Origin of the sequence: Sulfuricurvum sp., assembly GCF_028710345.1 — a bacterium.
Taxonomy (GTDB): Bacteria; Campylobacterota; Campylobacteria; order Campylobacterales; family Sulfurimonadaceae; genus Sulfuricurvum.
In genome coordinates, this window is sequence record NZ_JAQTUH010000003.1 from 229,958 (window position 1) to 255,479 (window position 25,522).

Annotated in this window: 28 protein-coding genes and 2 tRNA genes; 9 read left to right on the forward strand and 21 right to left on the reverse strand. The window is 40.9% G+C overall.

Going from position 1 to position 25,522, the window contains the following annotated elements:
- Positions 1–41 precede the first annotated feature (41 nt).
- The 8 genes from PHC76_RS05805 to PHC76_RS05840 all read right to left on the reverse strand — a co-directional run bounded on the left by PHC76_RS05805 (position 42) and on the right by PHC76_RS05840 (position 7,879).
- The gene (locus PHC76_RS05805) at positions 42–1,145 is read right to left on the reverse strand and encodes a hypothetical protein (protein WP_299973441.1); all 1,104 of its coding nucleotides are present in this window, start codon (positions 1,143–1,145) and stop codon (positions 42–44) included.
- Positions 1,138–2,331: an AAA family ATPase gene (locus tag PHC76_RS05810; RefSeq protein WP_299973438.1), complete on the reverse strand. Its 1,194-nt coding sequence runs from the start codon at positions 2,329–2,331 to the stop codon at positions 1,138–1,140. The genes PHC76_RS05805 and PHC76_RS05810 overlap by 8 nt, the downstream gene beginning before the upstream one ends.
- A gap of 250 nt (positions 2,332–2,581) precedes the next feature.
- Positions 2,582–3,730: a type II toxin-antitoxin system HipA family toxin gene (locus PHC76_RS05815; protein WP_300209853.1), complete on the reverse strand. Its 1,149-nt coding sequence runs from the start codon at positions 3,728–3,730 to the stop codon at positions 2,582–2,584.
- Positions 3,720–3,962, reverse strand: a complete 243-nt coding sequence (locus PHC76_RS05820; RefSeq protein WP_299972461.1) for a helix-turn-helix transcriptional regulator — start codon at positions 3,960–3,962, stop codon at positions 3,720–3,722. The genes PHC76_RS05815 and PHC76_RS05820 overlap by 11 nt, the downstream gene beginning before the upstream one ends.
- 58 nt (positions 3,963–4,020) lie before the next feature.
- Entirely contained in the window at positions 4,021–5,112 is a 1,092-nt protein-coding gene (locus PHC76_RS05825) for a hypothetical protein (protein ID WP_299972459.1), read from the reverse strand.
- Positions 5,093–6,619 carry a VWA domain-containing protein gene (locus PHC76_RS05830; RefSeq protein WP_299972458.1) on the reverse strand — a complete coding sequence of 509 codons (1,527 nt, stop codon included), beginning with the start codon at positions 6,617–6,619 and terminating at the stop codon, positions 5,093–5,095. Before PHC76_RS05830 ends, PHC76_RS05825 begins: the two co-directional genes overlap by 20 nt.
- Positions 6,616–7,527, reverse strand: coding sequence for a VWA domain-containing protein (locus PHC76_RS05835; RefSeq protein WP_299972456.1), 912 nt, complete (start codon positions 7,525–7,527; stop codon positions 6,616–6,618). Before PHC76_RS05835 ends, PHC76_RS05830 begins: the two co-directional genes overlap by 4 nt.
- A gap of 1 nt (position 7,528) precedes the next feature.
- Entirely contained in the window at positions 7,529–7,879 is a 351-nt protein-coding gene (locus PHC76_RS05840) for a DUF3147 family protein (RefSeq protein WP_299972454.1), read from the reverse strand.
- A gap of 157 nt (positions 7,880–8,036) precedes the next feature.
- Here PHC76_RS05840 and PHC76_RS05845 point away from each other — a divergent pair, with 157 nt between their 5' ends.
- The gene (locus PHC76_RS05845; RefSeq protein ID WP_299972451.1) at positions 8,037–9,287 is read left to right on the forward strand and encodes an OprD family outer membrane porin; all 1,251 of its coding nucleotides are present in this window, start codon (positions 8,037–8,039) and stop codon (positions 9,285–9,287) included.
- Here the strand turns inward: PHC76_RS05845 and PHC76_RS05850 are convergent.
- Positions 9,284–9,880, reverse strand: coding sequence for a pentapeptide repeat-containing protein (locus PHC76_RS05850; protein ID WP_299972450.1), 597 nt, complete (start codon positions 9,878–9,880; stop codon positions 9,284–9,286). The two genes, PHC76_RS05845 and PHC76_RS05850, sit on opposite strands and share 4 nt — an antisense overlap.
- The gene (locus PHC76_RS05855; RefSeq protein WP_299972448.1) at positions 9,877–10,266 is read right to left on the reverse strand and encodes a thioredoxin fold domain-containing protein; all 390 of its coding nucleotides are present in this window, start codon (positions 10,264–10,266) and stop codon (positions 9,877–9,879) included. Before PHC76_RS05855 ends, PHC76_RS05850 begins: the two co-directional genes overlap by 4 nt.
- A gap of 152 nt (positions 10,267–10,418) precedes the next feature.
- On the opposite strand from PHC76_RS05855, the gene PHC76_RS05860 reads away from it, so the two are divergent.
- The 6 genes from PHC76_RS05860 (at position 10,419) to PHC76_RS05885 (ending at position 13,702) form a co-directional block, all read left to right on the forward strand.
- Positions 10,419–10,494, forward strand: a tRNA-Lys gene (locus PHC76_RS05860).
- 16 nt (positions 10,495–10,510) lie between these two features.
- Positions 10,511–10,585 (forward strand) — tRNA-Glu (locus PHC76_RS05865).
- A 129-nt stretch (positions 10,586–10,714) separates the two neighbouring features.
- Positions 10,715–12,058, forward strand: coding sequence for a TrkH family potassium uptake protein (locus PHC76_RS05870; protein WP_299972469.1), 1,344 nt, complete (start codon positions 10,715–10,717; stop codon positions 12,056–12,058).
- On the forward strand, positions 12,055–12,702 hold the full coding sequence (locus PHC76_RS05875) for a TrkA family potassium uptake protein (protein ID WP_300209856.1): 648 nt from the start codon (positions 12,055–12,057) through the stop codon (positions 12,700–12,702). Before PHC76_RS05870 ends, PHC76_RS05875 begins: the two co-directional genes overlap by 4 nt.
- Before the next feature lie 98 nt (positions 12,703–12,800).
- The gene (locus PHC76_RS05880) at positions 12,801–12,956 is read left to right on the forward strand and encodes a hypothetical protein (protein ID WP_299972444.1); all 156 of its coding nucleotides are present in this window, start codon (positions 12,801–12,803) and stop codon (positions 12,954–12,956) included.
- The gene (locus PHC76_RS05885; RefSeq protein WP_299972442.1) at positions 12,953–13,702 is read left to right on the forward strand and encodes a polysaccharide deacetylase family protein; all 750 of its coding nucleotides are present in this window, start codon (positions 12,953–12,955) and stop codon (positions 13,700–13,702) included. Before PHC76_RS05880 ends, PHC76_RS05885 begins: the two co-directional genes overlap by 4 nt.
- Here PHC76_RS05885 and PHC76_RS05890 read toward each other — a convergent pair whose 3' ends face one another.
- Positions 13,703–14,065, reverse strand: a complete 363-nt coding sequence (locus PHC76_RS05890; protein ID WP_299972440.1) for a hypothetical protein — start codon at positions 14,063–14,065, stop codon at positions 13,703–13,705.
- Positions 14,066–14,130: 65 nt separating this feature from the next.
- On the opposite strand from PHC76_RS05890, the gene PHC76_RS05895 reads away from it, so the two are divergent.
- The gene (locus PHC76_RS05895; protein ID WP_299972438.1) at positions 14,131–14,526 is read left to right on the forward strand and encodes a rhodanese-like domain-containing protein; all 396 of its coding nucleotides are present in this window, start codon (positions 14,131–14,133) and stop codon (positions 14,524–14,526) included.
- A gap of 38 nt (positions 14,527–14,564) precedes the next feature.
- On the opposite strand, the gene PHC76_RS05900 is transcribed toward PHC76_RS05895, so the two are convergent.
- Positions 14,565–14,879 carry a hypothetical protein gene (locus tag PHC76_RS05900; RefSeq protein WP_299972436.1) on the reverse strand — a complete coding sequence of 105 codons (315 nt, stop codon included), beginning with the start codon at positions 14,877–14,879 and terminating at the stop codon, positions 14,565–14,567.
- A 97-nt stretch (positions 14,880–14,976) separates the two neighbouring features.
- Between PHC76_RS05900 and PHC76_RS05905 the strand changes: the two genes are divergently transcribed.
- Complete coding sequence (locus PHC76_RS05905) at positions 14,977–16,188, forward strand: diguanylate cyclase (RefSeq protein WP_299972434.1); 1,212 nt, start codon at positions 14,977–14,979, stop codon at positions 16,186–16,188.
- Positions 16,189–16,229: 41 nt separating this feature from the next.
- Here the strand turns inward: PHC76_RS05905 and PHC76_RS05910 are convergent, their stop codons facing one another.
- The 9 genes from PHC76_RS05910 to PHC76_RS05950 form a co-directional block, all read right to left on the reverse strand.
- Positions 16,230–17,009, reverse strand: coding sequence for a hypothetical protein (locus tag PHC76_RS05910; RefSeq protein WP_299972432.1), 780 nt, complete (start codon positions 17,007–17,009; stop codon positions 16,230–16,232).
- Between the two features lie 15 nt (positions 17,010–17,024).
- Positions 17,025–17,903: a tetratricopeptide repeat protein gene (locus PHC76_RS05915; RefSeq protein ID WP_299972430.1), complete on the reverse strand. Its 879-nt coding sequence runs from the start codon at positions 17,901–17,903 to the stop codon at positions 17,025–17,027.
- A gap of 24 nt (positions 17,904–17,927) precedes the next feature.
- On the reverse strand, positions 17,928–18,428 hold the full coding sequence (locus PHC76_RS05920; protein ID WP_299972428.1) for a CAP domain-containing protein: 501 nt from the start codon (positions 18,426–18,428) through the stop codon (positions 17,928–17,930).
- A 48-nt stretch (positions 18,429–18,476) separates the two neighbouring features.
- Positions 18,477–19,211 carry a leucine-rich repeat domain-containing protein gene (locus PHC76_RS05925; protein ID WP_300209858.1) on the reverse strand — a complete coding sequence of 245 codons (735 nt, stop codon included), beginning with the start codon at positions 19,209–19,211 and terminating at the stop codon, positions 18,477–18,479.
- Between the two features lie 100 nt (positions 19,212–19,311).
- Positions 19,312–20,502, reverse strand: a complete 1,191-nt coding sequence (locus PHC76_RS05930) for an ankyrin repeat domain-containing protein (protein ID WP_299972423.1) — start codon at positions 20,500–20,502, stop codon at positions 19,312–19,314.
- An 18-nt stretch (positions 20,503–20,520) separates the two neighbouring features.
- On the reverse strand, positions 20,521–21,087 hold the full coding sequence (locus tag PHC76_RS05935) for a DUF5050 domain-containing protein (RefSeq protein WP_299972422.1): 567 nt from the start codon (positions 21,085–21,087) through the stop codon (positions 20,521–20,523).
- 6 nt (positions 21,088–21,093) lie between these two features.
- Complete coding sequence (locus tag PHC76_RS05940) at positions 21,094–22,824, reverse strand: SEL1-like repeat protein (RefSeq protein ID WP_299972421.1); 1,731 nt, start codon at positions 22,822–22,824, stop codon at positions 21,094–21,096.
- 9 nt (positions 22,825–22,833) lie between these two features.
- Positions 22,834–24,561: a hypothetical protein gene (locus PHC76_RS05945; protein WP_299972420.1), complete on the reverse strand. Its 1,728-nt coding sequence runs from the start codon at positions 24,559–24,561 to the stop codon at positions 22,834–22,836.
- A complete protein-coding gene (locus PHC76_RS05950) occupies positions 24,558–25,454 on the reverse strand; it encodes a tetratricopeptide repeat protein (protein WP_299972418.1) in 897 nt (298 codons plus the stop codon). The genes PHC76_RS05945 and PHC76_RS05950 overlap by 4 nt, the downstream gene beginning before the upstream one ends.
- Between the last annotated feature and the right edge of the window lie 68 nt (positions 25,455–25,522).

Consider the following 25,522-nt stretch of genomic DNA (forward strand, 5'->3'; position numbering starts at 1 on the left):
ACTAGATACGGGATCCATCTTCGGCATTTAATATCATTCTTCTATACCAATCCCAGCTCTTCGCTAATGTCTTTGATGAGTTTGCTTAGTGGGCGTTTATGGAGGTCTTCATCTTTTTGATAATTGCACAGTAAGTATCGATATATTTCATCGTCTGTAAATTTAAAATTTTCTTTTAATTCTCTAATATATGATTTAGTATAAATAGTTTTTTTAACAAGTAAGTCAATCACTATATCCGTATGTTGTTCATACAGCTTATCTAATTTGAAATATTCATTATTTTTATCAACTCCATTTCCAGTTTTCAATTGTATTTCAATATCGTTCTCTTTAATTTTTTGTCTTTTTAATTGATAATAATTTATATTTTTTGGTATATATTTGAACCCAAAGTCTATCAATGTAATTTCATAAGGACTTTTCAAATTATCTTGAAAGGCATCTTTGTCTTTTTTTGTATGATTACAAATTTGGCAACTTGGGATTAAATTGTAAAAACTCATAGCCAAAAATGGATAGATAGACTTAGGATAAAAGTGATCTATTTCTGGTCTTAATTTTTTTTTGTCACTATCGACTACAAAAATATAATTTCTATTGCAATATGGGCACGTTTTTATGCCATGTTCTTTTACAAAAGCATATCTTGTATAGTCTGTAATCTTGTCCCATTCTTTTTCGTAAAAATTTATAAATATTTCATTTAAATGGTCAAAAGAATATTCTCTATATTGTTGAATTAAAATTTCATCTACATTAACAATACTACTTTTATGTTTCAGAATAAATTTTTGTATATCTTTCTTTTTAGATACGTTACACGCTAAATTATTGTCCTTACAAGTTTTTTTTAATATTCTAACATATAATTTTTTATAATCATAATCTTCTGTTTTTAAAAGTGGAAAAGTTTTAAGAAGAGCATGAAACTCAATAATCAATTCTTTTAATCTATGAATCTCTCCAACTAATAGATCATCTAAATTGTTATAAATCCAATCAAGTATTTGATATTCAATAGATGTATGGTTATGAAATGAATTTCGTTTTGTGAGTACTAAGTTATCCAAACCTGTTTTAATTTTTGAAAAATGCAAGTCTCTTAATACTTTATTTTTTGAATCAATAAGAATTTTAAGCATTACTTTTTTCTTTCAACAATGCTTCAAGCTCAGATATTCTCTTTAAATATTTATCTTCTTTTGTTTCAATCTGATAAAATTTATTATATAAATTTTCTAATTTATTTTGCAATAGTTCTTCTCCTACGGCATCAATTGTAAACTTTATTTCTTCTTGTGTTAAATCAATAGTAGGTAAATCTACTATCAAATATTTTAAAATTTTACTGAGCCTATCTTTCGCAAACTCTCCCATCAAACCATCTTCCATAAAAAATCCGTGAGAAAGAAGGGTGTGGATGTTGGCTCCAAAAGTTTGTTCATTATCTTTAAATGGATGTTTTTGTATACCATTTTCTAAAAATATTACATTTTCTTTGGGGATGTCGGAGAGGATAAAGGGGGAATGAGAAGCAAAAATGATATGTAAATTTTTATCTAATTTATTTACCAATGATTGAATAAAAATTTGAATAACTTTTTTTTGCCAATTTGGATGCATAAAAAGTTCTATTTCATCAATACACACTATTAAGCTTTGATTTTGTACTTTTTCTAAAAGTAAATAGATACAACTAAGATAATAAATCATAGCTTTTTCACCACTACTATTGATTTTATTAGAGGATTGATTTTGAAGGAATGGTAGTTTTTCGATTTCTTTTTTAACTTGTTGATATAATGGATCTGTATTATTAAGTTCTGTTTTTGCTTTACCAATATAGTTATCAAAATTTGTTGCTGTGAAGCCGTCATCTCCCATCAAGCCAAAGTAGTGATTAATCTTTATATTAATTGTATTTTCATGTGCTGAGATATTAATATATCCAAATAACTTATCATCTATATTAATCGATTCCAAAGCACACTCAATTTGTTTAGTTGAAGTATATATTATTTTATTATTTGTTTTATTCTGAAATACACATACATAATTTATTTCTTTTTTTGAAAGTTCATTTATTAAAAATTCAAATATACTACTTTTCCCACTTCCATTTTCTCCCACAATCGCTGTGATATTGATATTTTTACCAAAAAAGTTTTCAATATGTTCTTTTGGTTTAATATCTAATACGCAATCATTTTCTAAAGTACAATCATCATTATATTTGTCATGAAATGTACACTCAAACCGAGGACTAAAATTAAACCCTTGCTTATCTATATTTTTATACTTTTCAACCCATAAATAGACTAATTCCATCCAAATTCCTAATTTTGTTTTTCTTTTTTTGGGATGGATCCCCGGGTCAAGCCCGAGGATGACAAACCGTCCGTTTTACCCTTCGACTAGCTCAGGGCGAACGACAAAATTTATATGTGTTTTAATGGTATCTTTTATGCCCTTAATTCATCGAAATTCTATTTTGCACCTCTAGGGAAGCGTTAAAACAAGATTTGCTCTCGTGAAATACGCTATATTTCGGACGGCATCATTTAAAAAAATTTTCATATCAAAAGCTCTCCCTCCAACATCCTCTCAGTTTATCTAAAAATTGCAAAACACTAGCGTCATTGGTTTCAAATGCATCCATCTCATCTTTGGTTTTTCTGAGTGCTTCTGCACACTCTAGCAAAATAGTTTCATACTCTTTGTTGGACAAACCGCAACTGAGTTTTGCAAAATTTTTATATGTTTTTTCTTTCCACCACAGTTTTGCATCACTCATTTTTAGAGCAGGTATATCGTTTTGGATGTAAACGGTTGTAGTAATGACATCATAAATAGGGGCTAGAAAACTATCGGTAAAGTCGTTTTCATACAATATTCCATAATTTTTTAAATGACCATCCCCATTTTGAAGAAAGTGATTCATAACCAGTGCTTTAAAAAATACCCTTAGTGACTCTTTCAACTTTTGGGGAGCTATAACATCTTTGATGATTCGGGCACACTCTTCGTAACTTCCCTCGTATTTTTGCTCCGTTCCTCTGCCACTGAGTACACACATATCCTCGAATCCAAGATAGGTTCCCTCTTCTTTGACATCAAATCGTTTCATGATAAACATCGAGTAATCGTCACTGAGATAAAACTCTGGCGTTGGCAGATGTGCATTTTGAATCGCTCTCATGCAAAAATATTCATTAAGCGCGAGATTTGGATACTCTTTTTCCCATGATTTCACGATGTAATGCTCGAACTTCATGGTTGTTTTGTTGTGTGCGCCTAGGAGCAATTTAGGTTGTACCCCTGAGACACCAGAACGAATAGCAAACTTCTCCATCAGCTCATTAAAAAGGTTTTGTTTAGAGGAGTGAACGATCTCTTCGAGTTCTAAAACATCCGTGTCACTGATGATTTTTTCAAATTTTACACGACCCAACATATAAGGACCGATAAGTTTCAGGAGGTTTATCTCATCCATGGTCACTATTTTTGCAAAGTGATTTTTTATCACATCTTTGAGGGCACCCTCGGGCATATTCATCTGAAAAATGGGATGAAGCGATTTACTCACCCAACTCTCAGCTCGAATCGGCATAGTGAGACTGACTAACTCTTGTGAATCGCTCAAATAATTAAAAATATAGTTGCCATCTTCTTTTGAAAGTTCACCGCTGAGTGTTTTGTTGGTATAGACTTTGAGTTTATCTGCCATCTTGTAACTCTTCTAATGTTCTTGGGCGATCTTTTGGACGGAGGGCAAACTCAACACCCAACAAGGTCAAAAGTATTTCTACTTTTTTAATCCCCACTTCATCGATAAAACCATTTTCGATTTTAGAAAGAGTCCGTTTTGTGATACCTGAATACGCTTCTAAATCACTTTGTGACCACTTCTTTTGTTTGCGTAAACGTTGTATCTCTTTACCAAGTTCTTCTAAAGTCAAAATCACTCCTAATAAGAAATATATTTCTCATAATAGGCTTTTAAAGCTTAAATAGGAATTATACTTCTCTTAATCTCTTCTTCGCTTCACGTAAATCCAGTGTTCCCGCTTCGAGTTCGGCTATAACCTCATCAAAGCGTTTCTCTCCTGAGAGAGCGAGGAGCATTATCAGCTCTTTTGTATTTTTAGTTCCATCCCAAAACTCTTTTTTTCGGCGTCTCGGACGTATTTTCCATAATCGTTTCCCAGCTTCACCCAATACAATTCCCAACACCACTAATCCCCCATAAAGGGTATAGCGCATCCAGCCGCTCCAATCACGTAAAGCGGGAGGATCGAGGAGGTTGGAGCGCTCAAACCCTTGTGCCACTTCGATTGCTACCGCCTCACTCTCTAAGCGTTTAATCTTTTGACTTTGGGTATCGAACACCTCGATAGAGATTTTCGGAATCACAAAACTTTGTTCACTCACGAGGGCGAATTCCTGACGTATCTCCCCCCTATAACCGTTGACATCGGGAGTAATATTTTTTTGGGGAGCTTCCGCAAATACATGGACACCGCTGATATTAAGCTCATAAGGGATGTAGCGCTCAAGATTCCCCGTCCCCCGTAGATAAAGGCTCAGATGTAGCGGTTCGTGCGCTATGACACTGCGCTTATCGACACTCACTTCCAATGAAATATCCCCAATCAACGTCGCTCTGTTCTCCCCTACGCGAATACTCACGTCGGGCAAAAGAGCCTCCTCTTCCAAAATATCCTCTTTGCTGAGATTATCACGTCCCAAAACAGTGTTTTCAACTGCTCCTGATGGGGTATAGCGAACCAATGCTTTTAGCGCGACACTCACTGTTCCCGTATTTGTCGGAGTCACGAGTAAATCGATTGTATCGCTCCGCTTCCCTTGTAGTACTTGGCTTTTTTCAGAGAGAATAGAGGTGGTATACGAGGGGTTATCCGCCAATTTCAATTTCGCCGAATACTCCGCTGCACTGCTATCAAACGTACACACATACCGTATCACACCGCTTTGCCCGACCCGAAGCGTTTGCGGGGATTCTACTACACGCCATTGGTACTTCATCCCCCATGCCATAGTGTTGAGGATTAAAATCGCACCAATAATCCTACCAAGGCTTCGTTTCATGGACACTCCTTTGATTGATGAGTTCGTATTGATGCGAACTCAGGGCGGCTTTCCCCTGTGAGAGGGAGAAACGTGGGTCTGCTTGAACTTTTTTTCCCGCATCTCCCGCACCCGAGGAGGCAATATCACTTTGCATATTCGATCCGCCCCCCTCTTTGGTTTTTTTCCCCTCACCCGCGGGTTTGTTCTCGTCTGATGAGAATTTATCTTTTTTCTCTTTACGGACATTGAGCGATTTTTGCTCTTGCTCTATGGCAATCGCTTTTAGATTCTGGTCGGCTTGATGGCTATAATGCAGAGTGAGCGATTTGAGCAGAGCATTACGAGCGTTTTCAAACTCATTTAATCGGATATAGCAGTTACCCATATTGTAATAAACATAGGATTTAAACATCGGATTATCGGAGCGGATTGAGCGATACACTGCTAATGCTTCAGGATATTTTCCCCCTTTATACAGAGAAGCTGCACGGTTAAATTTCCCCTCTGCTGAGTCCAAATACCCGAACCATTTGGCAGAGTGTTCGTATTTCCCCTGAGAATATGCCATCTCTCCCGCAATCTGATAAGGGTAATCGAGAACCCCTGCGTGGAGGCTGATTCCGATGAGGGTTAGGAGGGGTATTATTTTTTTAACCACCCTCTCCCCTAATGTCGTGTATGCCAACACAAAAGCAATCATCCCCAAAATCAGTGGAATGTAAAAAAGCTCTTTATAGCGGGTCACGGTCGTTGATCCGGCAAAATCTTCGCCCCTCTCCCGCTCAATCCACTCTAAAACACTTTTACTATCTGCCCCTTCGATTACTTTTCCTCCGCTCATCGAGGAAATTTGGTTAATCGCCTCATTTCGAGAACTCACTACGATATGCCCACCCTCATCTTTGAGCAATCCCTCATCGCTTTGGAGTGTGCTCCCCTGAGCTGAAGCTAACATCACGACACACACCTTCAGTCCATGCTCTTGCGCGTATGCCGACTCTTTTTCATAACTCAGTTCATCCCCTCCATCGGTGAACAAAACGACAAGGGGATGCTGCGCATGGGACATTTTGCGTGAAAGCTCTAATGCGCCCATCACCTCTGTCCCTTTGGTAATAATCTGCGATTCATCGAGCGAGCTAAAGAGGTGTTTGAGAAGCTCACTATCTTTGGTGAGAGGAGAGAGAACGATAGCGCTCGTCGTATGGGCAAGTACCCCAAAGCGATCACGGCTATCAGACTCTACCACCTCTCTCAAAACCCTCTTTGCCGCCCCCAAACGGCTCGGAGTTATATCCGTAGCCCTCATCGAATACGACATATCGAGCGCTAAAATAACATCACTCCCCGCCTCTTCGACACTAATCGGTTTTTCATTCACTACCGGACGTCCAAGCGAGAGGATTAAACACGCCAAAGAGAGTAAGAGCCACCCTTGAAAATGCCATTTATACCGACGTACACCCAAAAGATAAAGGGGTATGAACCAAAGGGCAAAAAGCCAAAGCGGTGAGAGGAAACTCATGCATGACCCCTTCGTCGCCACATTAACCACACTATCATCAATAATGCCCCTGCAAGTGGATACTGAAAATAGTGTTCAAAGAAGGTATGTTCAGCACTCTTGATACGCGATTTCTCCAATGTATCAATTTGATTATAGACCTCTTTGAGCTCTTTTTCGTTGAGAGCACTAAAATACTCCCCCCCGCCCTCATGCGCCATTTGTTCTAAAAGCTTACTATCAAACTCCCCTTTTGTCCCTATCCCTATGGTGTAGAGTTTTATCCCCGCTTTACGAACCATCTCAACAGCCTCTTTGGGAGAAATAGCCCCACTGTTGTGCTCCCCGTCGGTGAGGAGGATAATGATTTTACTTTTTGCTTTTGAATCTTGTAATGCACGAACCCCCTGAGCCACCCCTTCGCCGATAGCGGTATTTTGCCCTGCCATCCCAAAATTGAGATACCCTATCATCTCGGCTATAATCTCTTTTTCATAGGTCACAGGGGTCGCGATAAAAGCGAAATCTCCGAATAACACCACCCCGACGTTATCTTCTCGCCGTTTCATCACAAAATCTTGTGCGATTTTTTGAACAATCTCAAAACGGGTAGATCGGCTATCATCGACTGAAAATCCCGACGCATTCATCGACCCGCTCCCATCCAAACTCAAAACGATATCAATCCCGTTACGATTTCGCGGATCGGAAAAATCGACCACCACAGGAGTTGCCAACGCACCTATCATCAAAAGGAGTGTCACTACGGTGAGAATCCATTCGAGACTGCGCCATTTTTGAGGATTAGCGAAGAACTTTAAATGGGGGAAATAACGCTTTTGAGGGATTATTTTACAACGATAGAGACAATACAGAATCGGCGGAAGAGCCAAAAAAGCCCATACAAAATCAAATGACCAAAACGTCATATCACCACAACTCTATTCCAAACTGACGAACAACAAGCGAAAAAGCGATAAAACATACCACTGTAATCATCACCGATGTCCCCATCGCCCACCAAAATCCGATTTTCTCCAACAGTATCGGAAATGCCAAGAACATCGGCAATGTCGGAACAACGTACCAAAACGTATACCACGCATGATTAGCGATCTTTTCCGTACTCTGATTTTCAAGATAGAGCCATATCAACGCTAAAAAGGTCACGATCGGCAATGCTGCTACCAGTCCTCCAAGCTTATCACTCCGTTTTGCCATCTCGGAGACGAGTACCACAACCCCTGCGGTCAGTAAATATTTTATGATTAGCCATGTCATAGTTCTGCCTCAAAATAAATAACTATTAATATATAACCCGATTATACCTTTTCGTCTCTTTGCCGTTGTTTTTATATGAATGTTTTTAAATAATCATTTGGGAACTTGAAAAAAATTAGATACACTCTATTCAAAAAGATTGGATTCATAATTATTCATGCTTCAACGCCCTTTAATGTTCACACTTTTGAGCTTCATCATCACTACTCATAGCTCTGCTCAAAATCTTGAAGATATTTTCACCGAAGGAAAAGTGAGCGGTAATCTCCGCGTTTTTTGGTACGACGGCGACCGTGAACTTCGTATTGACCGTACCGCCCTCACCGTAGGGGGAATTTTGAGTTATAAAACAGCCCCCTACGAGGGATTCAGCGGCGGCGTTTCGCTCTTTTCGAGCAATGGGATCACATCGCTTACTAAAATGCCCGAATCGGGACAAACCCATAACCTCAATCTTGACGGTAGCTCCATCAACACCCTCGGCGAAGCGTACCTCCAATACAGCGGATATGATACCGTTGTGAAATACGGACGACAGCGTCTTGATCTGCCCCTCTCAAACGACTACTACAACCGAATGCTCCCCAACAGTTTCGAAGCGCTCAGTTGTGAGAATCGTTCCATCGACCATGTCACCCTCAAAGGTGCTTATATCACGGGGTGGAAATACAAAGGTTCCGATACCTTCGTCTCACCCACATACTCGCTCGGGATCAATCGTGACATCGCCGTCCTCGGGGCAATCTATTCTCCTGCTGCTGCATGGAAAATCGAACTCTACGACACCTATGTGCGCGATGTGATGAATGCCCCCTATCTGCAAATCATTGACAATGCTATTTGGAAATCTTCTGAGGGGACGACCTTTTCAGGAGCATTGCAATATCTGAACGAAGAGAGTGTCGGAGATAGTGCCGCAGGAGAAGTCGATACCTCTCTTTTAGGGCTACGAGGGACTCTAACGAAGGGTGAGTGGAGTCTGAGCGCTCTATACACCCGTATCGGCGCTCAAAGCTTACTAGGTACGGGGGGACGATACGAGAAGATGGGTTGGGGAGCGTTTATCACCTATACCGATCTGCAAATCGACGGAGAGAGTGAAAACGCCGGTGCGGAAGCCTACGGCGGAACCCTCACCTATCGTCCGTCATCCACTTTTGAGATTTCTGCCAAGTACGTTCATATCGATCAAAATGATGCACGCCAATCCAACCCCTCATCGCTCACCCAAAATCCTCGCCCCGATTCCGACGAAGTCAACATTGATGCAACGTATCAGCCTTACAAAGAATTTCGGTTGAGAACCCGTTTAGCCACCATCGATTATGAGAGCGGAAGCACTTCTCTTTACAAAAACAAAGCGTATGATGAGACCAATGTGAGGATTATCGCCGATTATTTGTTTTAACGGCACGTCACGTTTGCGTCAAAAATAGCCTCTTCTTTTTGGGCGTGAGCGCATTGAACTTTACTCATTACAACATTGGCAAATGTCGTTTCCCACAAAAGTGTATTTTTCATCTTCACAGAGCGCAAATCATTATGGATGAATTTCGATCCTCCGATCTCTGAACCGCGCAGATCGGTTTTATTCAAAATGGCATCGGTAAAATCGGCTTTCCAAACTTTTGCATTGCGTATATCGGCAAAACTCAAATCACTCCCTTTGAGATGGGTCCCTTTGAAATTTGCCCCCTTGGCACTTATCTTTCGCAAATCAGCACGCTCCATCGTTGATTTCCAAAACACCGTCCCCTCAGCACGTGCTCTGCTGAGATTAGCTTCATTGAAATCCCCCATCTCAAACACACTACCGCGCAGGTCGGCACCACTGAGATTACTACCGTGAAAGTCTCCACCGCTAAAATCCATTTTTGATAAATTAGCACCCCTCAAATCACATCCGATACACTCTTTTGTTTCCAACGCTTGTTTCAGATGCGCCGCATCGTAAGCACCCACAGAGGCTCCCATCAACAGAGCTAACAATAGTGCTCTCATTTCATCCCTCGAATACGCTTTAGCTCACTCAAAAAGAGTTGTGGTCGTTTACTCCCGACAATCGTCTCTTTTTTATTCCCCGCTTTGTCGATAAAAAACATCGTCGGAATCCCAAAATAATCAAATCCATCAGGAAGCTTGCTTTTGTGTATATTTTTCTCAATCACGACAAAATTTTGACTCAAATACGTTTCCACTGTTGTATCATGAAACACTTTTTTCTTCATATAGGCACATTCAGGACAATCATCCGTACTGTAAATCATCAACACAATCTTATTCTCTTTTCCCATCTCACCAAGCGCACCCTTAAACTGCTCATCATTGTGAATCGTTCCACCCCATAAACTCCAGACAAACATCCACATTAAAACCATATATTTCATTTACTATCCCCTATCCTTGATTGCATACTGGACAAATTATACCATTTCCACTGCGATCTTGGTAATTTCACGTGTAAAGCATTGACATAAAAGCAGATAACCGCTATAATTCCCGTCCACAAATTGTACTGAGACAGTTTAGTGTTTTGTGTGTCCCGTTAGCTCAGTCGGTAGAGCATTTCACTTTTAATGAAGGGGTCGATGGTTCGAGTCCATCACGGGACACCATATTTTTTTTACGCGTGGCTCCATCATCTAATGGTTAGGATCTCAGATTTTCATTCTGGTCATAGGGGTTCAAATCCCCTTGGAGTCACCAACTCAAACCCCTTAAAACACACACTTTTAAACGCTTCAAACATTTTTCACCGACCCACTGATTTTCCGCATTTCATTTAATATCTTTTTTATCCAAACCGCTCTATTATTTCGCTACTTAATAAAATAACTGCAAGGATTTCCCACGCAAACACAAGACGTCAAAATTGTTTTTATGAGCTTTGTTATCCTCATTGGAGTGGGGGCAATGATGCTGATGCTTCCATTTGCCCATCGAGGTGAACTTACCATCATTGATGCACTCTTCACCTCCACCTCAGCGGTCTGCGTTACAGGACTGATTGTCAAAGATACCCCCGTCGATTTCACTACCTTCGGTCATGTGATTATCCTCTCCCTCATCCAAATCGGAGGGTTAGGATATATGACGGCGGTCACCTTCTTAGCCATTATGCGTCGTAAACGACTCACTTACCGAGATCGTTTGATTCTCAAAGAGTCTTTAAACCATCCGGGTATGGCAGGAATTTACCGCTTTTTAAAAATCGTTTTTGCCAGTATCATCATTATCGAAGTGATCGGTGCACTCATTTTAACCCTCCGATTTTGGGCTGATATGCCGTTTACTCATGCCCTTTGGTTTGGATTTTTCCACTCTGTTTCTGCTTTTAACAATGCCGGATTTTCTCTCTTTAGCGATAATCTGATGCGCTATCAAGGGGATTTTATTATTAATCTAACCATTCCCGTATTGGTTATTTTAGGGGGGTTAGGATATTTAGTCCTTTTAGAACTCTATAATTTTCGACGCAAATCGATTACCCGCCTCTCCACCCATACCAAAATCGTTTTGTGGGCATCAGGGATCATGATAATCGCGGGTATGGCAATCATCCTTTCTCTAGAGTGGAATAATCCTACATCCTTTGGTAACATGGATATAATGCATAAAATAACAGCGGCATGGTTCGCATCGGTCAACTACCGAACAGCTGGATTCAACACCATCGATTTTTCGACATTTAACGATTCCGATCTCTTTTTTGGAACCGTCTTTATGATTACCGGAGGTAGCCCGGGTGGGACAGCCGGAGGGATTAAAACTACCGTTTTAGCCCTCTCGATCATCGGAGTATGGTTTACCCTACGCGGTCAAAACAATCCCCATATTTTTCACCGTAGTCTAGTACCGTATCAAATCAACAAAGCTTACGCCGTTATTTTTGTTGCATCATTTTATATTTTACTCTCGACCGTTATTTTGAACGAAAGTGAACATCTCCATTTTGTTCGGACTCTCTTTGAGACCTGTTCAGCTTTCGGTACGGTAGGGGTTTCTACCGGTAACGGAGGGGTGCTTAGCTACAGTGCCCTTTTTAGTGATGTGGGTAAACTCAATATCATCTTTTTGATGTTGATGGGGCGTGTCGGTGTCTTTGCGTTCACTATCGTCATCGTTGGAAAAGCGGCTCAAACCCGTATTAAATACGCAGAAGGAAGGGTAATTATATGACATACGTCGTCATTGGATTAGGTAAATTTGGACACAATGTAGCCAAAGGGTTAGCACAACAAGGAGAGGCAGTAATCGCCATTGACCATAGCGAAGAGAAAGTTCGTGATGTCAGCGATATGGTTCAAGACGCCATTACCCTCGATTCAACCGATTTACGAGCACTTCAAGAAGCGGGAATCTCCGATGCTGATGTCGCTATCGTGAGTATCGGTGAAAATATTGAGGCAAGTATCCTCACCGTTATGGCACTCAAAGAGCTGGGGATAGAGACCGTTGTCGCTAAAGCCATTACCCAAGTACACGGGCAGATCCTCTCCAAACTGGGAGCGGCCAAAGTGATCTATCCTGAGATGGAATCGGCCAAAAAATTGGTCAAAAAACTGGTTAAAAATATGCATTACGAAACCATCGACCTCTCAATCACCATGAAACTTGCTAAAATGACTTTACCCGAATTTTGGATCGGGACTTCCATCCTCTCCCCAACGTTTGAAGTCGATTATGAGGTAAAACCAGTCGCTTACAAGCACCAAGGGGAGTGGCACACCTCATTTGAAAAAGATGATATTCTCGAAAAAGGGGATATTCTCGTTGTACTCGGAAACAGCAACAATATCGAAGCCCTCAGTAAAAAAGTATAAAAATCTTTTCTGCTATTACTAGCGGTTAATATTCATTTCACATCTTTTGCTACAATAACGGACACAAAAATATTTGTTATTGTAGAAAGGATTATCCTGTGAAAGCTTCCCTATTTTTATCCCTAACACTCCTTATCCTTTCTGGTTGCTCGGCAACATGGAGCGGAATTAAAGAAGATACCCATTCACTAAGCGATTGGACAAAAAAACAGGTTAATGAGAGTGCTACTTACGTCCAAGAAAAAACAAAGTGAAATTCTTTAGCATTTTACTCTTTAGCGCATGTGTCCTATGGAGTGATACCTCCTCCATTCTCCCTACTCAATGGGGTGAAAATGTTACCGGTGTCGTCACCACGTTTCATACCTCTAAAAAAGAGATAGCCCTCACCTTCGATGCGTGCGGAGGGAGTTTTCGCAGTTCTGGATATGATGCGGGACTGATCGACTACTTAAACGACAATCATATTCCTGCCACCCTCTTTATCAACTCCCGTTGGATACACAGCAATCCTGAAATATTTATCCGATTAGCCTCTAACCCATTGTTCGAAATTGCCAACCACGGTACGGCACACCGTCCTCTCTCAGTGAATGGCAAAAGTGTCTACAACATAGCAGGCACAACGTCACCCGAAGAGGTTTCCCAAGAAATCAACGGTAATGGTGATTTGATTGAAAAACTTACCGGCAAACGTCCCCGTTTTTTCCGCTCCGGTACCGCCTATTATGACGAGCTAGCCGTTGCACTTGCACATTATAACGGCGTTGAAATAGCAGGATTCAGTGTACTTGGGGATGCGGGGGCAACGTTTAGCGCCCCGAAAGTCGCTCAGCAGTTAGAGAGTGCGCACAGCGGTGATATTGTTATTTTTCATATGAACCACCCTGAGAGCGGAACACGCGAGGGGATAATGGAAGGGATTGCCAAACTCAAAGCGCAAGGGTACAGTTTTGTCCGTCTCAGCGATGTCAAAGAGCACCTCAACCGTCTCCCTTAATCACCATCCATCACTAGCATGATTATCGTGTTTGGATTTTTTGTAGCGACGGGCATTGACCCGTTTTTCAAGCTGATTTTGTGTGTAAAAAAGCTCTTCTTTAATCGTTTCAATATCGGTATCACTAGCACGAAGATCGAGAATTTTTTGTCCTAATGCTTCGAGTTCCATATATTCATCTTTATACAGCTTCACCGCTTCATTTTTCTCTAAAAAACGGAAGTTCATGTCCACTTTTTGGTCATACTGCTCTTTAGTAGGGTTTTCAGCTTTTCCTAGCCATGCAATAATCCCACTAATAAAGCGTCCTAATAGCCGAATATACCTAAGCCGCTTTGAATTTTCCTCTTTTGATGATCCCATATATCCTCAGTTAAACATTATCAGATACAATTATATCTATATATTTTATAGGTAAAGGTTTTTTCATGAAACAATGGCTACTTCTTTTGACATTACTAACTTCCTCATTGATGGCAGAGTATACCGCACAACCGATTGATCAAAAAATACTCGATTCAAAAATCAAAATCATCGATATCCGCACCCCGGGAGAGTGGAAAACAACCGGTTTAGTCAAAGGCTCTATTCCCATCATGTTTTTTGATGAAAAAGGGAATTATGATTTAAATGCTTTTATTACCCAACTCAACAAAACGATCAAAAAAGGGGAACACTTCGCCCTTATCTGTAACAGCGGAAACCGTTCTCGAACACTAGGGGAGCATCTAGGGAATAAAATGGGGTATAGCGTCCTCGATTTACAAGGGGGGATTCAATACGCTATCAGTAAAAAAATTCCAATAGAACCGTATCGACCATAAAATCTTAATAGGTCGATTTCTGTGGGTTATATTGGCTATTAACCTAAAAATTCTAATAGCTCAATATACTCTTTTTCAATCACACTCAAACTCTCCAACATCCTCATCTCATCGATACCGGGATTTTCACTCAAAAATTCTCTTCGCCATTGGATATTGTCTTGCAACTCTTTGAGTCCTGTACTCAAATACTCGATCATTTGATCGATTTCACCCCCGCGAATTACCCCTTCAGTATCCGCTTTATAAAATAAAAGGGGATAATCTCCCATCTCTCCGGAAAAACGAAAATCTTCTGCAATATTGTGAATGATTGTCTTTATCCGTTCACCCTTAATGACCCGTTTGGACATCTTTGCCTCCCCGATTTTTTATCCACTATTTTAGTCCCTTTTGGTATAGGAGTTGCTTAGAATAACCATCTACTACCGCAAAGGTATATCTGAGCTTATGAAATCCCTACAGCTTAAAACCAAATTGCTCTATCTCCTCATCAGCGTAGCAATCGGTCTCGTAGTGATTGGCTTAGTAGGCTATTTTAACCTCTTAATAATGAAAAAAAATGTGGATACTCTCTATTTTGGTTCTCTCCTTCCGCTGACCGAACTCAGTTCCATCAATACCGCATATCATCATGAACTTGAATCGAGTGTCTACCGCTGGAAAGAGGGGCTTATTGATGATAATACCCTTGCAACGAACATCACACTCGGACTACAGCACGTCGATCAAATGTGGGGAAGCTATCTCTCCCATCATAAACGCCCCGAAGAGCTCCCCTATCTCCGTTACACTGAAAATCAAATGGAAATAATGGGGCGTTATTTTGAAGAGATACGTTCTCTTGTCGGTGAACATACCAGTAAATCTGCTATCTCGATTGTCAGGCTTTCCGATAATACCACCTCAATCCATACAACAATCTCAAGACTCATCTCGTACGAGATCTCTTCCGCCAAATATGAACGTTCTATTCTACTTACCCATCATGAAAACTCTTTAAAACAATTAGCTGTTATTCTAGGAATTATTTTAACGGGTGTTTTGGGATTTGCATGGCGTATTTTTACCCAAATCGAAATACAGCAACAACAACTTGTCGAATCCACCAACGCGCTCAAACATGTCAATATAAAACTTGAACAGGCCTCTTACACCGATTCACTTACCGGAATTTTTAATCGCCGCTATTTTAATCTCGTCTATGAAAGAGAGTTCAAACGTGCCGTTCGAGGTGGTAAATCAATCACTTTTATGATGGTGGATATCGATTTTTTCAAACAATACAATGACACCTACGGTCATCTCCAAGGAGATATTGCTCTCAAAAATGTTGCCCATGTTCTCAAAACATCACTACTGCGACCGGGAGATTTTGTCTTTCGCTTAGGAGGAGAAGAGTTTGGGATACTCATCACCGATACCGACTGCCCTAATGCTCGGCAAATGGCAGAGAGGATTCGATTTAACGTGGAATCATTAGGGATGGAACACAAAGCGAATAAACTCACCGCCACCGTCACTATCTCTATCGGAGCAATATGTGCTATACCGACAGAAAGCATGAACAATGAAGCACTCCTGCACAGTGCCGACACCAATCTCTACGCGGCAAAAGAGCGGGGTCGAAATAAAGTAATATTTACTTCTACCTTACAGTAGTTATTTCAGATTTTTAACATATCATAAAAGTTTCATATCTGTTAAAATATACCAAAGCGTATCCGTGAAATCGGATCACGCCACAATGTGCGTTTGGCAGTCGGACTTAGATGATTTGTTTGCGTGTGAGCTTGTTTGTCAGTATAGAGTGCCCAAAAAGGGAATCGATTATCAAGCCCATTGGCAGAACGTGCCCCATGAGATGAATCAAGTGGAAACCGTATGAGATCAAAAACAAAATAGTTGTGTAAACGATATGGGTATAATCGCTGTAATACCATAACTACCGTTTTAGCCTCGTTAAATCGGAGAAAACGATTAGGCATATTGATGAGATGTTCCATACTCACGTATCGATACCCGTTTTTTTGTGATAACAAGAGTAAAACACCTCCCATGTTTGCTGCCAAACCGTTACCGTGAGAACTAAGATCGATAATGTAATCACTCTTCCCATCTCCGTTTAAATCCAACATACTCACACAATCGACAAAATCGGCAGGAAACTCGGGTTCACGGATCATTGTCGATAGCGTCTGCTGTTGTGCGCGTATTAATTGAATTCGTACATGAGTGGTTGTTTTCTCATCAGCACTTTTATCTCTCCGCTCTATTCCGGTGATAGTGAGTTCATCTTTGCCACAGTGTGCTCTAATGACTTCATCAGTATTTAGCACAAAAGCGGTTTCAGCCTTTAGAGTGCAAGGTGTCGGGGTCAATACCTGTATATCTTTTGACTCAAATCGAGGTCCGAAATCAAACTCCGATGTTGCCCATGTTACTGTGTAAAAGAGGGCACAAGCAATCAAAATCAGTTGCAAATACTGACCTTTTTACTATCGATTAACACAATTAGCACCTGAACAATTATTTTGAAGACGATAATCTGCATTTCTTCGAGCAGCATCGCCCTCTTGCATCGCTTTCAAATTATTCCCCAAAGTTTCTGCGTTACGATCCCAAAAGCTGGGTTGAGAGTCATTTGCTCTCTGCTGTTCTAAATATTTGTCGTATCTTTCTGCATCTTCTCTGTACTTAGCACGAACATAGTTCCGATTTTCAAGATAACTCTGATTATTTGGTTCGAGTGCAACTGCTTTTTCAGCATCCTTAACACTATATGAGTTATACATATTTTTTGAGCGCGCAGCATAATAGGCTGCTACATTTGGATTTATATCAATCGCCTTAGTTAAATCATCATATTGCTCTCTATAATCATCCAAGTTGTATCTAGCATCTGCACGTTGTCTGTATGCTTCATCATATTTTGGATTCAATTCGATCGCGCGGTTATAGTCCTCTATTGCCCCTCGATTATCTATTCTAAATAACCAATCCGTCATGCACACCCTAAGGTTCCCTCTTGCAACATAATAATCCGCGTTATTAGGATTTAGTTTGATCGCCATGTCTAGATCAGCCCTTCTCTCATCTTTATCTTTATAAAAATTTATCCAACTTTTTGAATTTGCTCTTAAATAATAAGCTTGCGCGAATTCAGGCCACAATTCAATCGCACGGGTAAAGTCAGCTATCGCCCCATCATAATCTTTAGCATTATATTTTTTAACTCCGCTCTGCTCAAAACGATAGGCTTCGGGATAGCTTTTCTCTGCTTTTGTTACAGATTCATCTATGGAAGCATCCGCGTATATGCTCGGTATTATTGCTAATGATATTAGCAGAACTATTTTTGAAAAGAAACGTGACATTGTTATACTCCTCTGTGGTTATTTTTAGTAAGGCTTTTGCCCCACCCAGTTACCTGCTGGTGCATATTGACACACCCATACTTGATCGTTGTTGGGACACATTGCCATACCACATCCCACTTGAGTACTGTTTTTCCACACCAATTGTGTGTAGTGACCACACACTTTTCCCACAGCACACTCGTTTTTGCCATGATCGTAATCTCTCTTTTCATTTGCCCATGCGCTCACAGGATCAGCCGAACGAATATCCTGAGCAGGACCGTTTGACCAACCACCTGCCCAAAAGAGATTTTCACCGTTTGAACCGTTAGAATGGGTCATTTTACAATTATTAGTCGATTTGAGATGATCTGCCCAACTTTGCGCCGAGGCGGCAACTTCTGCGGAATAGGTGATGGACGGGACACCAACTTCTGCACGAACACTATTATGGGTAGCGACGATCTCAGCAGGGTTCACATCACCGCACCATGCTGAGATAGAAAGCATAAGTGTCAACCAAATACTAAAACTTTTTTTCACTTTTTCTCCTCACTGTAAAATAACTTTTAATAATTTTAGTCGATTCATCTAAATTGCTTCTGAAAAGTAGCGTTTTATTGCCTCTTTACCCTGTGCAATAATCTCTAAAGGGGGAGATTGGATAGGGTTATCCTCGATAATAATTCCCCCGTTGTCATCATCATACAGTTTTATCTCCAGAGACAAATCCATCATTTCTTTTGGAATATGGGTAATGCTATTTCCCTCTAAATCCAATGTCGTGAGCTTTTTAAGTGCTGAGAGAGGGGCAATATCGGTGATATGATTCCAATACAGCTCCAACTCTGTGAGATTAATGAGGTTTGATAAAGGTGCAATATCACACAGTTCATTGTTAAACAAATAGAGTTGAGAGAGCTGTCTAAGAGCGGAGAGTGGGGAGAGATCAGTGATTTGGTTGTGACCTAATGAAAGCATAGTAAGCTGTGTCAGATCGAATAAAGGCGAAATATCGGCAATATGGTTTTCCTTGAGATTCAATACTCGAAGCTCTTTAAGTGCTGAGAGCGCTGAAAGATCAGTAATAGAATTATCTTCTAACGAGAGACTATGGAGCTGTGTGAGTTTTGAGAGTGTGGAAATATCGGTGATTTGAGTGTCATCCAAATAGAGTTCATTCAGCTGCGTAAGCTCTGAAAGGGGTGAAATATCACCCACTATCGTATAGGATAAATCCACTGTAGTGAGCTTTTGGAGAGAGTCTTTATCGTTCCAATCTACGTGATACTTTTTTTCGATAAGAGCGATAATAATATTGTTCATAGTCATCACATTCTCTATTAACGAATGAGACAATTATGAAGATAATGGTGATTACCTGCAACGTGTTGACGATATTGCAGGAGGGTAAATTTCAAATTGGTCATTTTCTAAGAAATTCGCTATTTTTATATTCAGCATTTCTACGTTTTGAATCCGCATTTTGCATATTTTCTAAATCCCTTTTAGCCGCATCAACGTTCATTTGCCAATAACTAGGTTCACGACTTTGAACTTCTTGCATTTGCGTTGCCTGATTAACACTCACAAATGTTTCATTGTAGCCGCACCATTGACTTTTATGAATATCATCGCGAGCGAGATTGGTCGCTTCACTTTGATCATCAGCAGTCACTTCATAGCGACGTTTATCCTTAGTCGATAAACATTCAAATATCACGATATAATCGTGTAAAAACGATGAGCGACTTTTATCTCGTAATAAGTTGATCTTAGATGATGTAAAGTTAGCATGTTCTTCGACTGGCTTAGGATGTGACTCAGCTCGCTGTTTGGCAGAAAGTTCTTCAGTAGCTCGCACATTATCCCAATAAGCTTTCCAATTCTCTGATGGAGTATAACCTTGCTTATTCTTGATATTCGGATTAGCCCCTTTTGATTCCAATAAACTTTGTAAACCTGTAAGTGTCGCATAATGGTATGCTGTATTTCCTCCACAGTCAACGGCATTAATATCATATTGGTAATAGTTCAGTATTTGATTATAATAAAGATTGCAACTAGTTTGCTGAGCCATTTTCAATAATGGAGTAACACCGCACGCTTCTTTTACAGAGTACGACGCACCATTCGCTTTTAGGAGCTTTGATATCTCTAAATAGTCCTCTTTTTTACCCGAAATACCAAAATATTTTTTTTCTTTGTCATCGGTAGACGTTGCCCCGATATCTGCCCATCCTAACGGCAACTGTCCGCAATTGTCCATGATATTTGGATTAGCATTTCGACTAAGTAATAATTTTACCATTTCAAGTTTTCCAAGCTGTGAAGCTTTATGCAACGCTGTTAACCCTGATGTATCTTTTGAATCTGCAGCATACCCTGAGTTCAGTAATAATTCAAGAACCTCTTTTTTGTCAAAAAATATTGCGTGTTCCAAATAGTATTCAGGGGGAAATGGATGTGTAGTTTTAACTCCCTCTTTCACCATTTTATCAACACTAGAAATATCTCCGTTTCTGATTGCTTTAGTAAATTGCTCCTCTAGGGTAGGTGTCGCACACCCACCCAATCCCAAAAGAATCATCAGCCCTGAGAATATAATTTTAACCATAGTGTTCACTCCTAAATTTTAATGGTTCCACCGTCGGATCTTACGACCCGATGGTGACATCAGCCAATCACGATCCACCGAACCGCCGCCTTGTACATATTCGTGTTTATTTACCACGAGATAGCCTGCGTATTTGCCTTTCGATAGGACGCGTATATCGTTTCCGTCTGTAATATAGCTTTGTTTATGGGTGTGCAAATCATACTTATATACCGCATTCGACGTTGCCCACGCCTCACTCAAAAAATAAATTACCCCGTCGTCATAACTAAACATCAAGGTATTCATATTCGTCAAATTTTTCTTCGGACCGTTGTCTGTATGACTGCGGACTAAACAATGAGATGCATGTCCATTAATATCAACCATCCAGATTTCAGACTCTTCTCCTACCGTATGCACATACGCTACCTTCTTGCCATCATGCGATAGAATTGCTTCTGAATTATTCGCATCGGTGGTGAGTTGACGGACTTGTGTAGCATCACGATAGAATATATCACCATTGTGTACAAATACGTCAGCTGCAAATAATGTAGAAGCCGATATCAATAAGACAAGCAATGCAAGATAGTGTTTTTTCATACGAAATTAATACTGCACACGTAGTTCATCGAGTCTCTTTTTCGCGTCAGGACTACCGAGGGAAGCGGCCACTTTCCACCAACGTATCGCTTCATTCATATCTCTCGTAACCCCTAATCCTCCCTCATAGAGTTCTGCAATACCGTTAATCGAATTTAGATTATTTTTCGCAGCAGCGAGTCGATACCAGTGCATGGCTTCGGTATAGTTGACAGGTACTCCTTCACCTTTATGATTGAGATACCCCCAAGCATTTTGAGCAAAATTATTTCCCGATTGTGCCGCAGATTTCCAAAATCTTGCTGATAATGAAAAATTCTTTGCTATTCCGTCACCAGTGTAGTACATCAAGCCAATCTGCACTTGAGCGTCAGTATCACCATTTTCGGCACCTTTTTGAAACCATTGCGCTGCTTGAGCATGATCGTTTGGTAAACCTCCCCAACCGTTCAAGTAATATGCACCCAATAGCCCTTGCGCTGAAGAACGACCTTGCTCTGCCGATTTGCGCAGCCACTGAGCTGCAATTTTGATATCGGATTGTACCCCATCTCCAGACGCATACATTTTCGCAAGATTGTATTGAGCCTGTGAATCACCATGTGCGGCACCCAAACTCAGCCAGTGAAAGGCTTGCGCGCTATCTTTCTCGCCCCCCTCACCAAACAAATACATACTGCCGACAGTCCCTTCCATGACCGGATCGCCCTGCTGTGCTCCAAGCAATGCATAGCGACGAGCTTTTACTAAATCTTTCGGTACATTCACACCACTGCCGTATTCTGCATAGAGGTTATAAGGGGAACCTCCCCCTGCTTGTACTGCTTGTTCCCAAAGTCGTATAGCCTCTGCTATATTTTTATTGACACCAGAACCTTGATAATAAAAATTACCCAATGTTTCTAATCCAGTAGGATCGCCCGCAGAGACCGCTTGTTTTACAAACTGTAACCCTTTTTGCGGATTTTTAGGTGTCCCTATCCCATTCATCAAATACTCACCCCATGCTGCCATCCCTTGAGGGTCACCGGAAACTGCCGCTTTTTCCATCCAGTGTGCTGATGCGATTAGGTCATTTTTATTATTTTTCAATGTAGCAGCATACGCAAATGCCCCTACAGGACTACCCGCTTCAGCAGAACGTTTAAACAAAGTTTCTGCTTCGGTTTGGTTGGTTTGTGTACCCAATCCCAATGATTTAGCGATACCTAAATACGCCATTGCATCCGATTGTCCCTGCGACACAGCACGATTTAGATAGTTCAAACCGCGTGCTTGATCTTTGCCTACGTTCATCCCATTTATCAAGCTCCAGCCATAGTATGATTGTGAAAATGGATCCCCGGCATCGGCAGCTTTGGCAAACCATTGCATCGCTTTATTCATATCTTTTTCGACTTTGGTACCCGTTGCATATCCTCCTGCCAGTGCTCTCATAGAGCCAGCATCACCTGCATTGGCTTTTTCCATGATCTGTTCGAGTACACTTTTTTGCGGTATCTGCTCTCTTTTCACATTTTCTTTTGCTTGCAAAGACTTATTCAGCGCATCAAATGGGTCACTCATTTGACCTGATATAATCTTGCCATAATCTTGACTAAAAACATGACGAGCTTGACTCTGTCGATTGTATTCAATCTCACGTTTCAAATAATTATTCGAATAAAGATCCGTCGGAGAACCCCATGTTACCGATTGTGATAACATGAGCATTGTTACTAATTGATGGGGTTTCATCATATTTCCTTATTGAGCCTGCTGTGCACTCACGAACGATTCGTTGTAACTGCACCACTGGCTTCTGTGCATATCATCACGGGCGAGGTTGGCTGCTTCGCTCTGATCGTTTGCGCTCACTTCATAGCGACGCTTATCTTTGGTCGATGGACATTCGAAAATCACGATGTAATCGTGTAAAAACGATGATCGGCTTTTGTCACGCAACAGATTAAATGTAGTCGTAGTCGGTGCCGAGGTTGCAGAGCTTTGTGCATTGTAGTACGATGGATAACGGACTCTGTTTTCAGTGTCTTTAGATCGATATTCTGCATCACGGCTTTTTGCCATCAGATCCTCAGCATTGGCAGGATCAAGTTCTGCGGCATTTTTATAAGCATAACGGGCATCTCCATAGGTATAAGCCATATCTAAACTAAGATACTCATAGCTATTTGCCTTGGCTATGGCACCTTCCGCACGCGTAATCCAATAGCGCGCTCTATTGTCTAAATTATAAGCCGTAGAACAATCATTCATCCATCGATCAATATATCCATTCCCCTCATTCCAACTCTCGCTGATAGCTCGACGCCAATAGTAGTCAGGGTATTTCGGATTTAGCTTGATCGCCGCCGTGTAATCGGCTATCGCTCCGGCATAGTTTTTATCCGTCTGTTTTTGGATACCGCTCAAATACAAGGCATAGGCATCAGGATGATCACGCTTTTCAATCCGTTCTAATACATTTTCTCGATGCTCTTGATAGGTAGAATAATCAGAGTTCATCACACTCAGCATGATTGATTTGTTGATGTCTTCTAATGCACCGTTATACTCCCCCAACCAATCTTTGGCAATACTGCGTGTATACAAATAATCTGAACGATATGGAGAGAGTTGTAGAGCTTTATCCGCATCAGACAGCCCCAGTTTATAATCCTTGATGCTGATTGCGGAAAGTGCATGATAATTATAATAAGGGGCAAAATTTGAATTTGCCTTGATTGCATCGCTTAGCACTCCGATAGCACCAAAATAATCTTTTTCTCTGAACATATGGACACCATTTTCATATGCCTGATAGGCTTCAGGGTGCAATGCTTTTTCACTCTCAGTATTTTTTCTATCAAAACGTGATAATGCATCGGCGAGTCGCTCACGAGCGTGTTTACCAATATTCTCTGAGGTATTATCGGGCTTTATCAGCAAAGCCGCCGCCGCATAATCAGCCATCTCTTCCATCGATTTATCTAACGATTGATAAACTTTTGCCCGTGCGATGAGTGTCTTCGCATATTGCAATTTTTGATCGTACGTGGGAGTTACTTTCTCGCTCATATCTAACGCCATTGTAAAATCACTCAAAGCTCCGGTATTATCTTTTAAACGTGTTTTGAGTTCTCCTCGCAGCATCAAATAGATCATTTTATCACTCTGGGCTTTGGTGTTTGCGATAAGGCTGTCATACTCTTTAAGTGCCTCTTTCGGATTGATCTGCTCTTGAAGTGCAGCACGTTTTTTGACGTAATACGCTACATCCTCCGGCGGGGCTTTCGAAATGGCGCCGGCATAACTTTCAAGGGCACTTGATAATTCACCTCGCGCAATCTTTGCGTTCGCTTCTTGAGAGTATTCATAAGAGGTCATGGTCGAGCAGGAGGAAAAAGTGATCAGACTCATGACAAGCATTGAATGTATCACTACACGTTTCATATCTTTTTTTGATACTTTTTCATTTAATTGTGCTGTTTTCATTTGATATACCCGTGATCATTGAGCCATTTCATAGCGAGACGTTTCCCCTCTTCGACCTGTTCGGGAGTCATCATCTTTACCAATTTAGCTTCCAAATCGTAGGCATTCTCATCATGCCCGGTTTCTACAGCGAGAAATACCCACTTAAAACCTTCTGCTTTATTTTCTGGAACGCCATCACCCAAAAAATAGCCTACACCATATTGTCGCTGAGCATTATTATCGCCGCTTTCAGAGCCTTTTTGGAGCCAATACATCCCTTGCTTATAATCTTTGAGCTTCATATAAATACCGCCCAATTCACCGTACGCAATCACCAGTTCCTGCTTAGCTGCCAGAGTGTACCATTTAATCGCTTCTTGGTCATTTTGCTCAGCTCCTTGACCATTACTATACACGTAACCCATATTACGCTGAGCATCGGCATTTCCCTGTTCCGCCGCTTTTTTATACAAATAAAATGCGGTTGAGCGGTTTTGGGCAACATCGATACCGTCAAAATAATCATCACCCAGAGAATTTTGTGCACGGGCAGAGCCCAATTCTGCCGCTTTTTTCAGCCATTGCATTGAGGCTGTCTTATCCTCCTTGATCCCTTGCCCCTTAGCATATGCGATACTCATAATATATGCCGCTTCAGGATGGTTTTGAGTAGCGGCTTTATTGTACCAACCGATCGCCTTATCCATATTAGACTCTGTCCCTAAGCCAGCACCATATATCACACCAAGATTGAACTGCGCTTCGGCATTACCCTTGTTGGCGAGTGCAGTCCACTCCTTAATTGCAGTTGCAAAATCTTCCTTTTGCATCGCCGCTTTTGCCTCTTTGATTCCGGCAAAAGTGGGAACAGTAGCCATTAGTAGGCTCATAGCCAATACTAAATGTTTCATCTTTATAACTCCTCTGTAAAATATGTATTGACCAAGGAGCATAAATGTTCCCAACTTATATGATGATT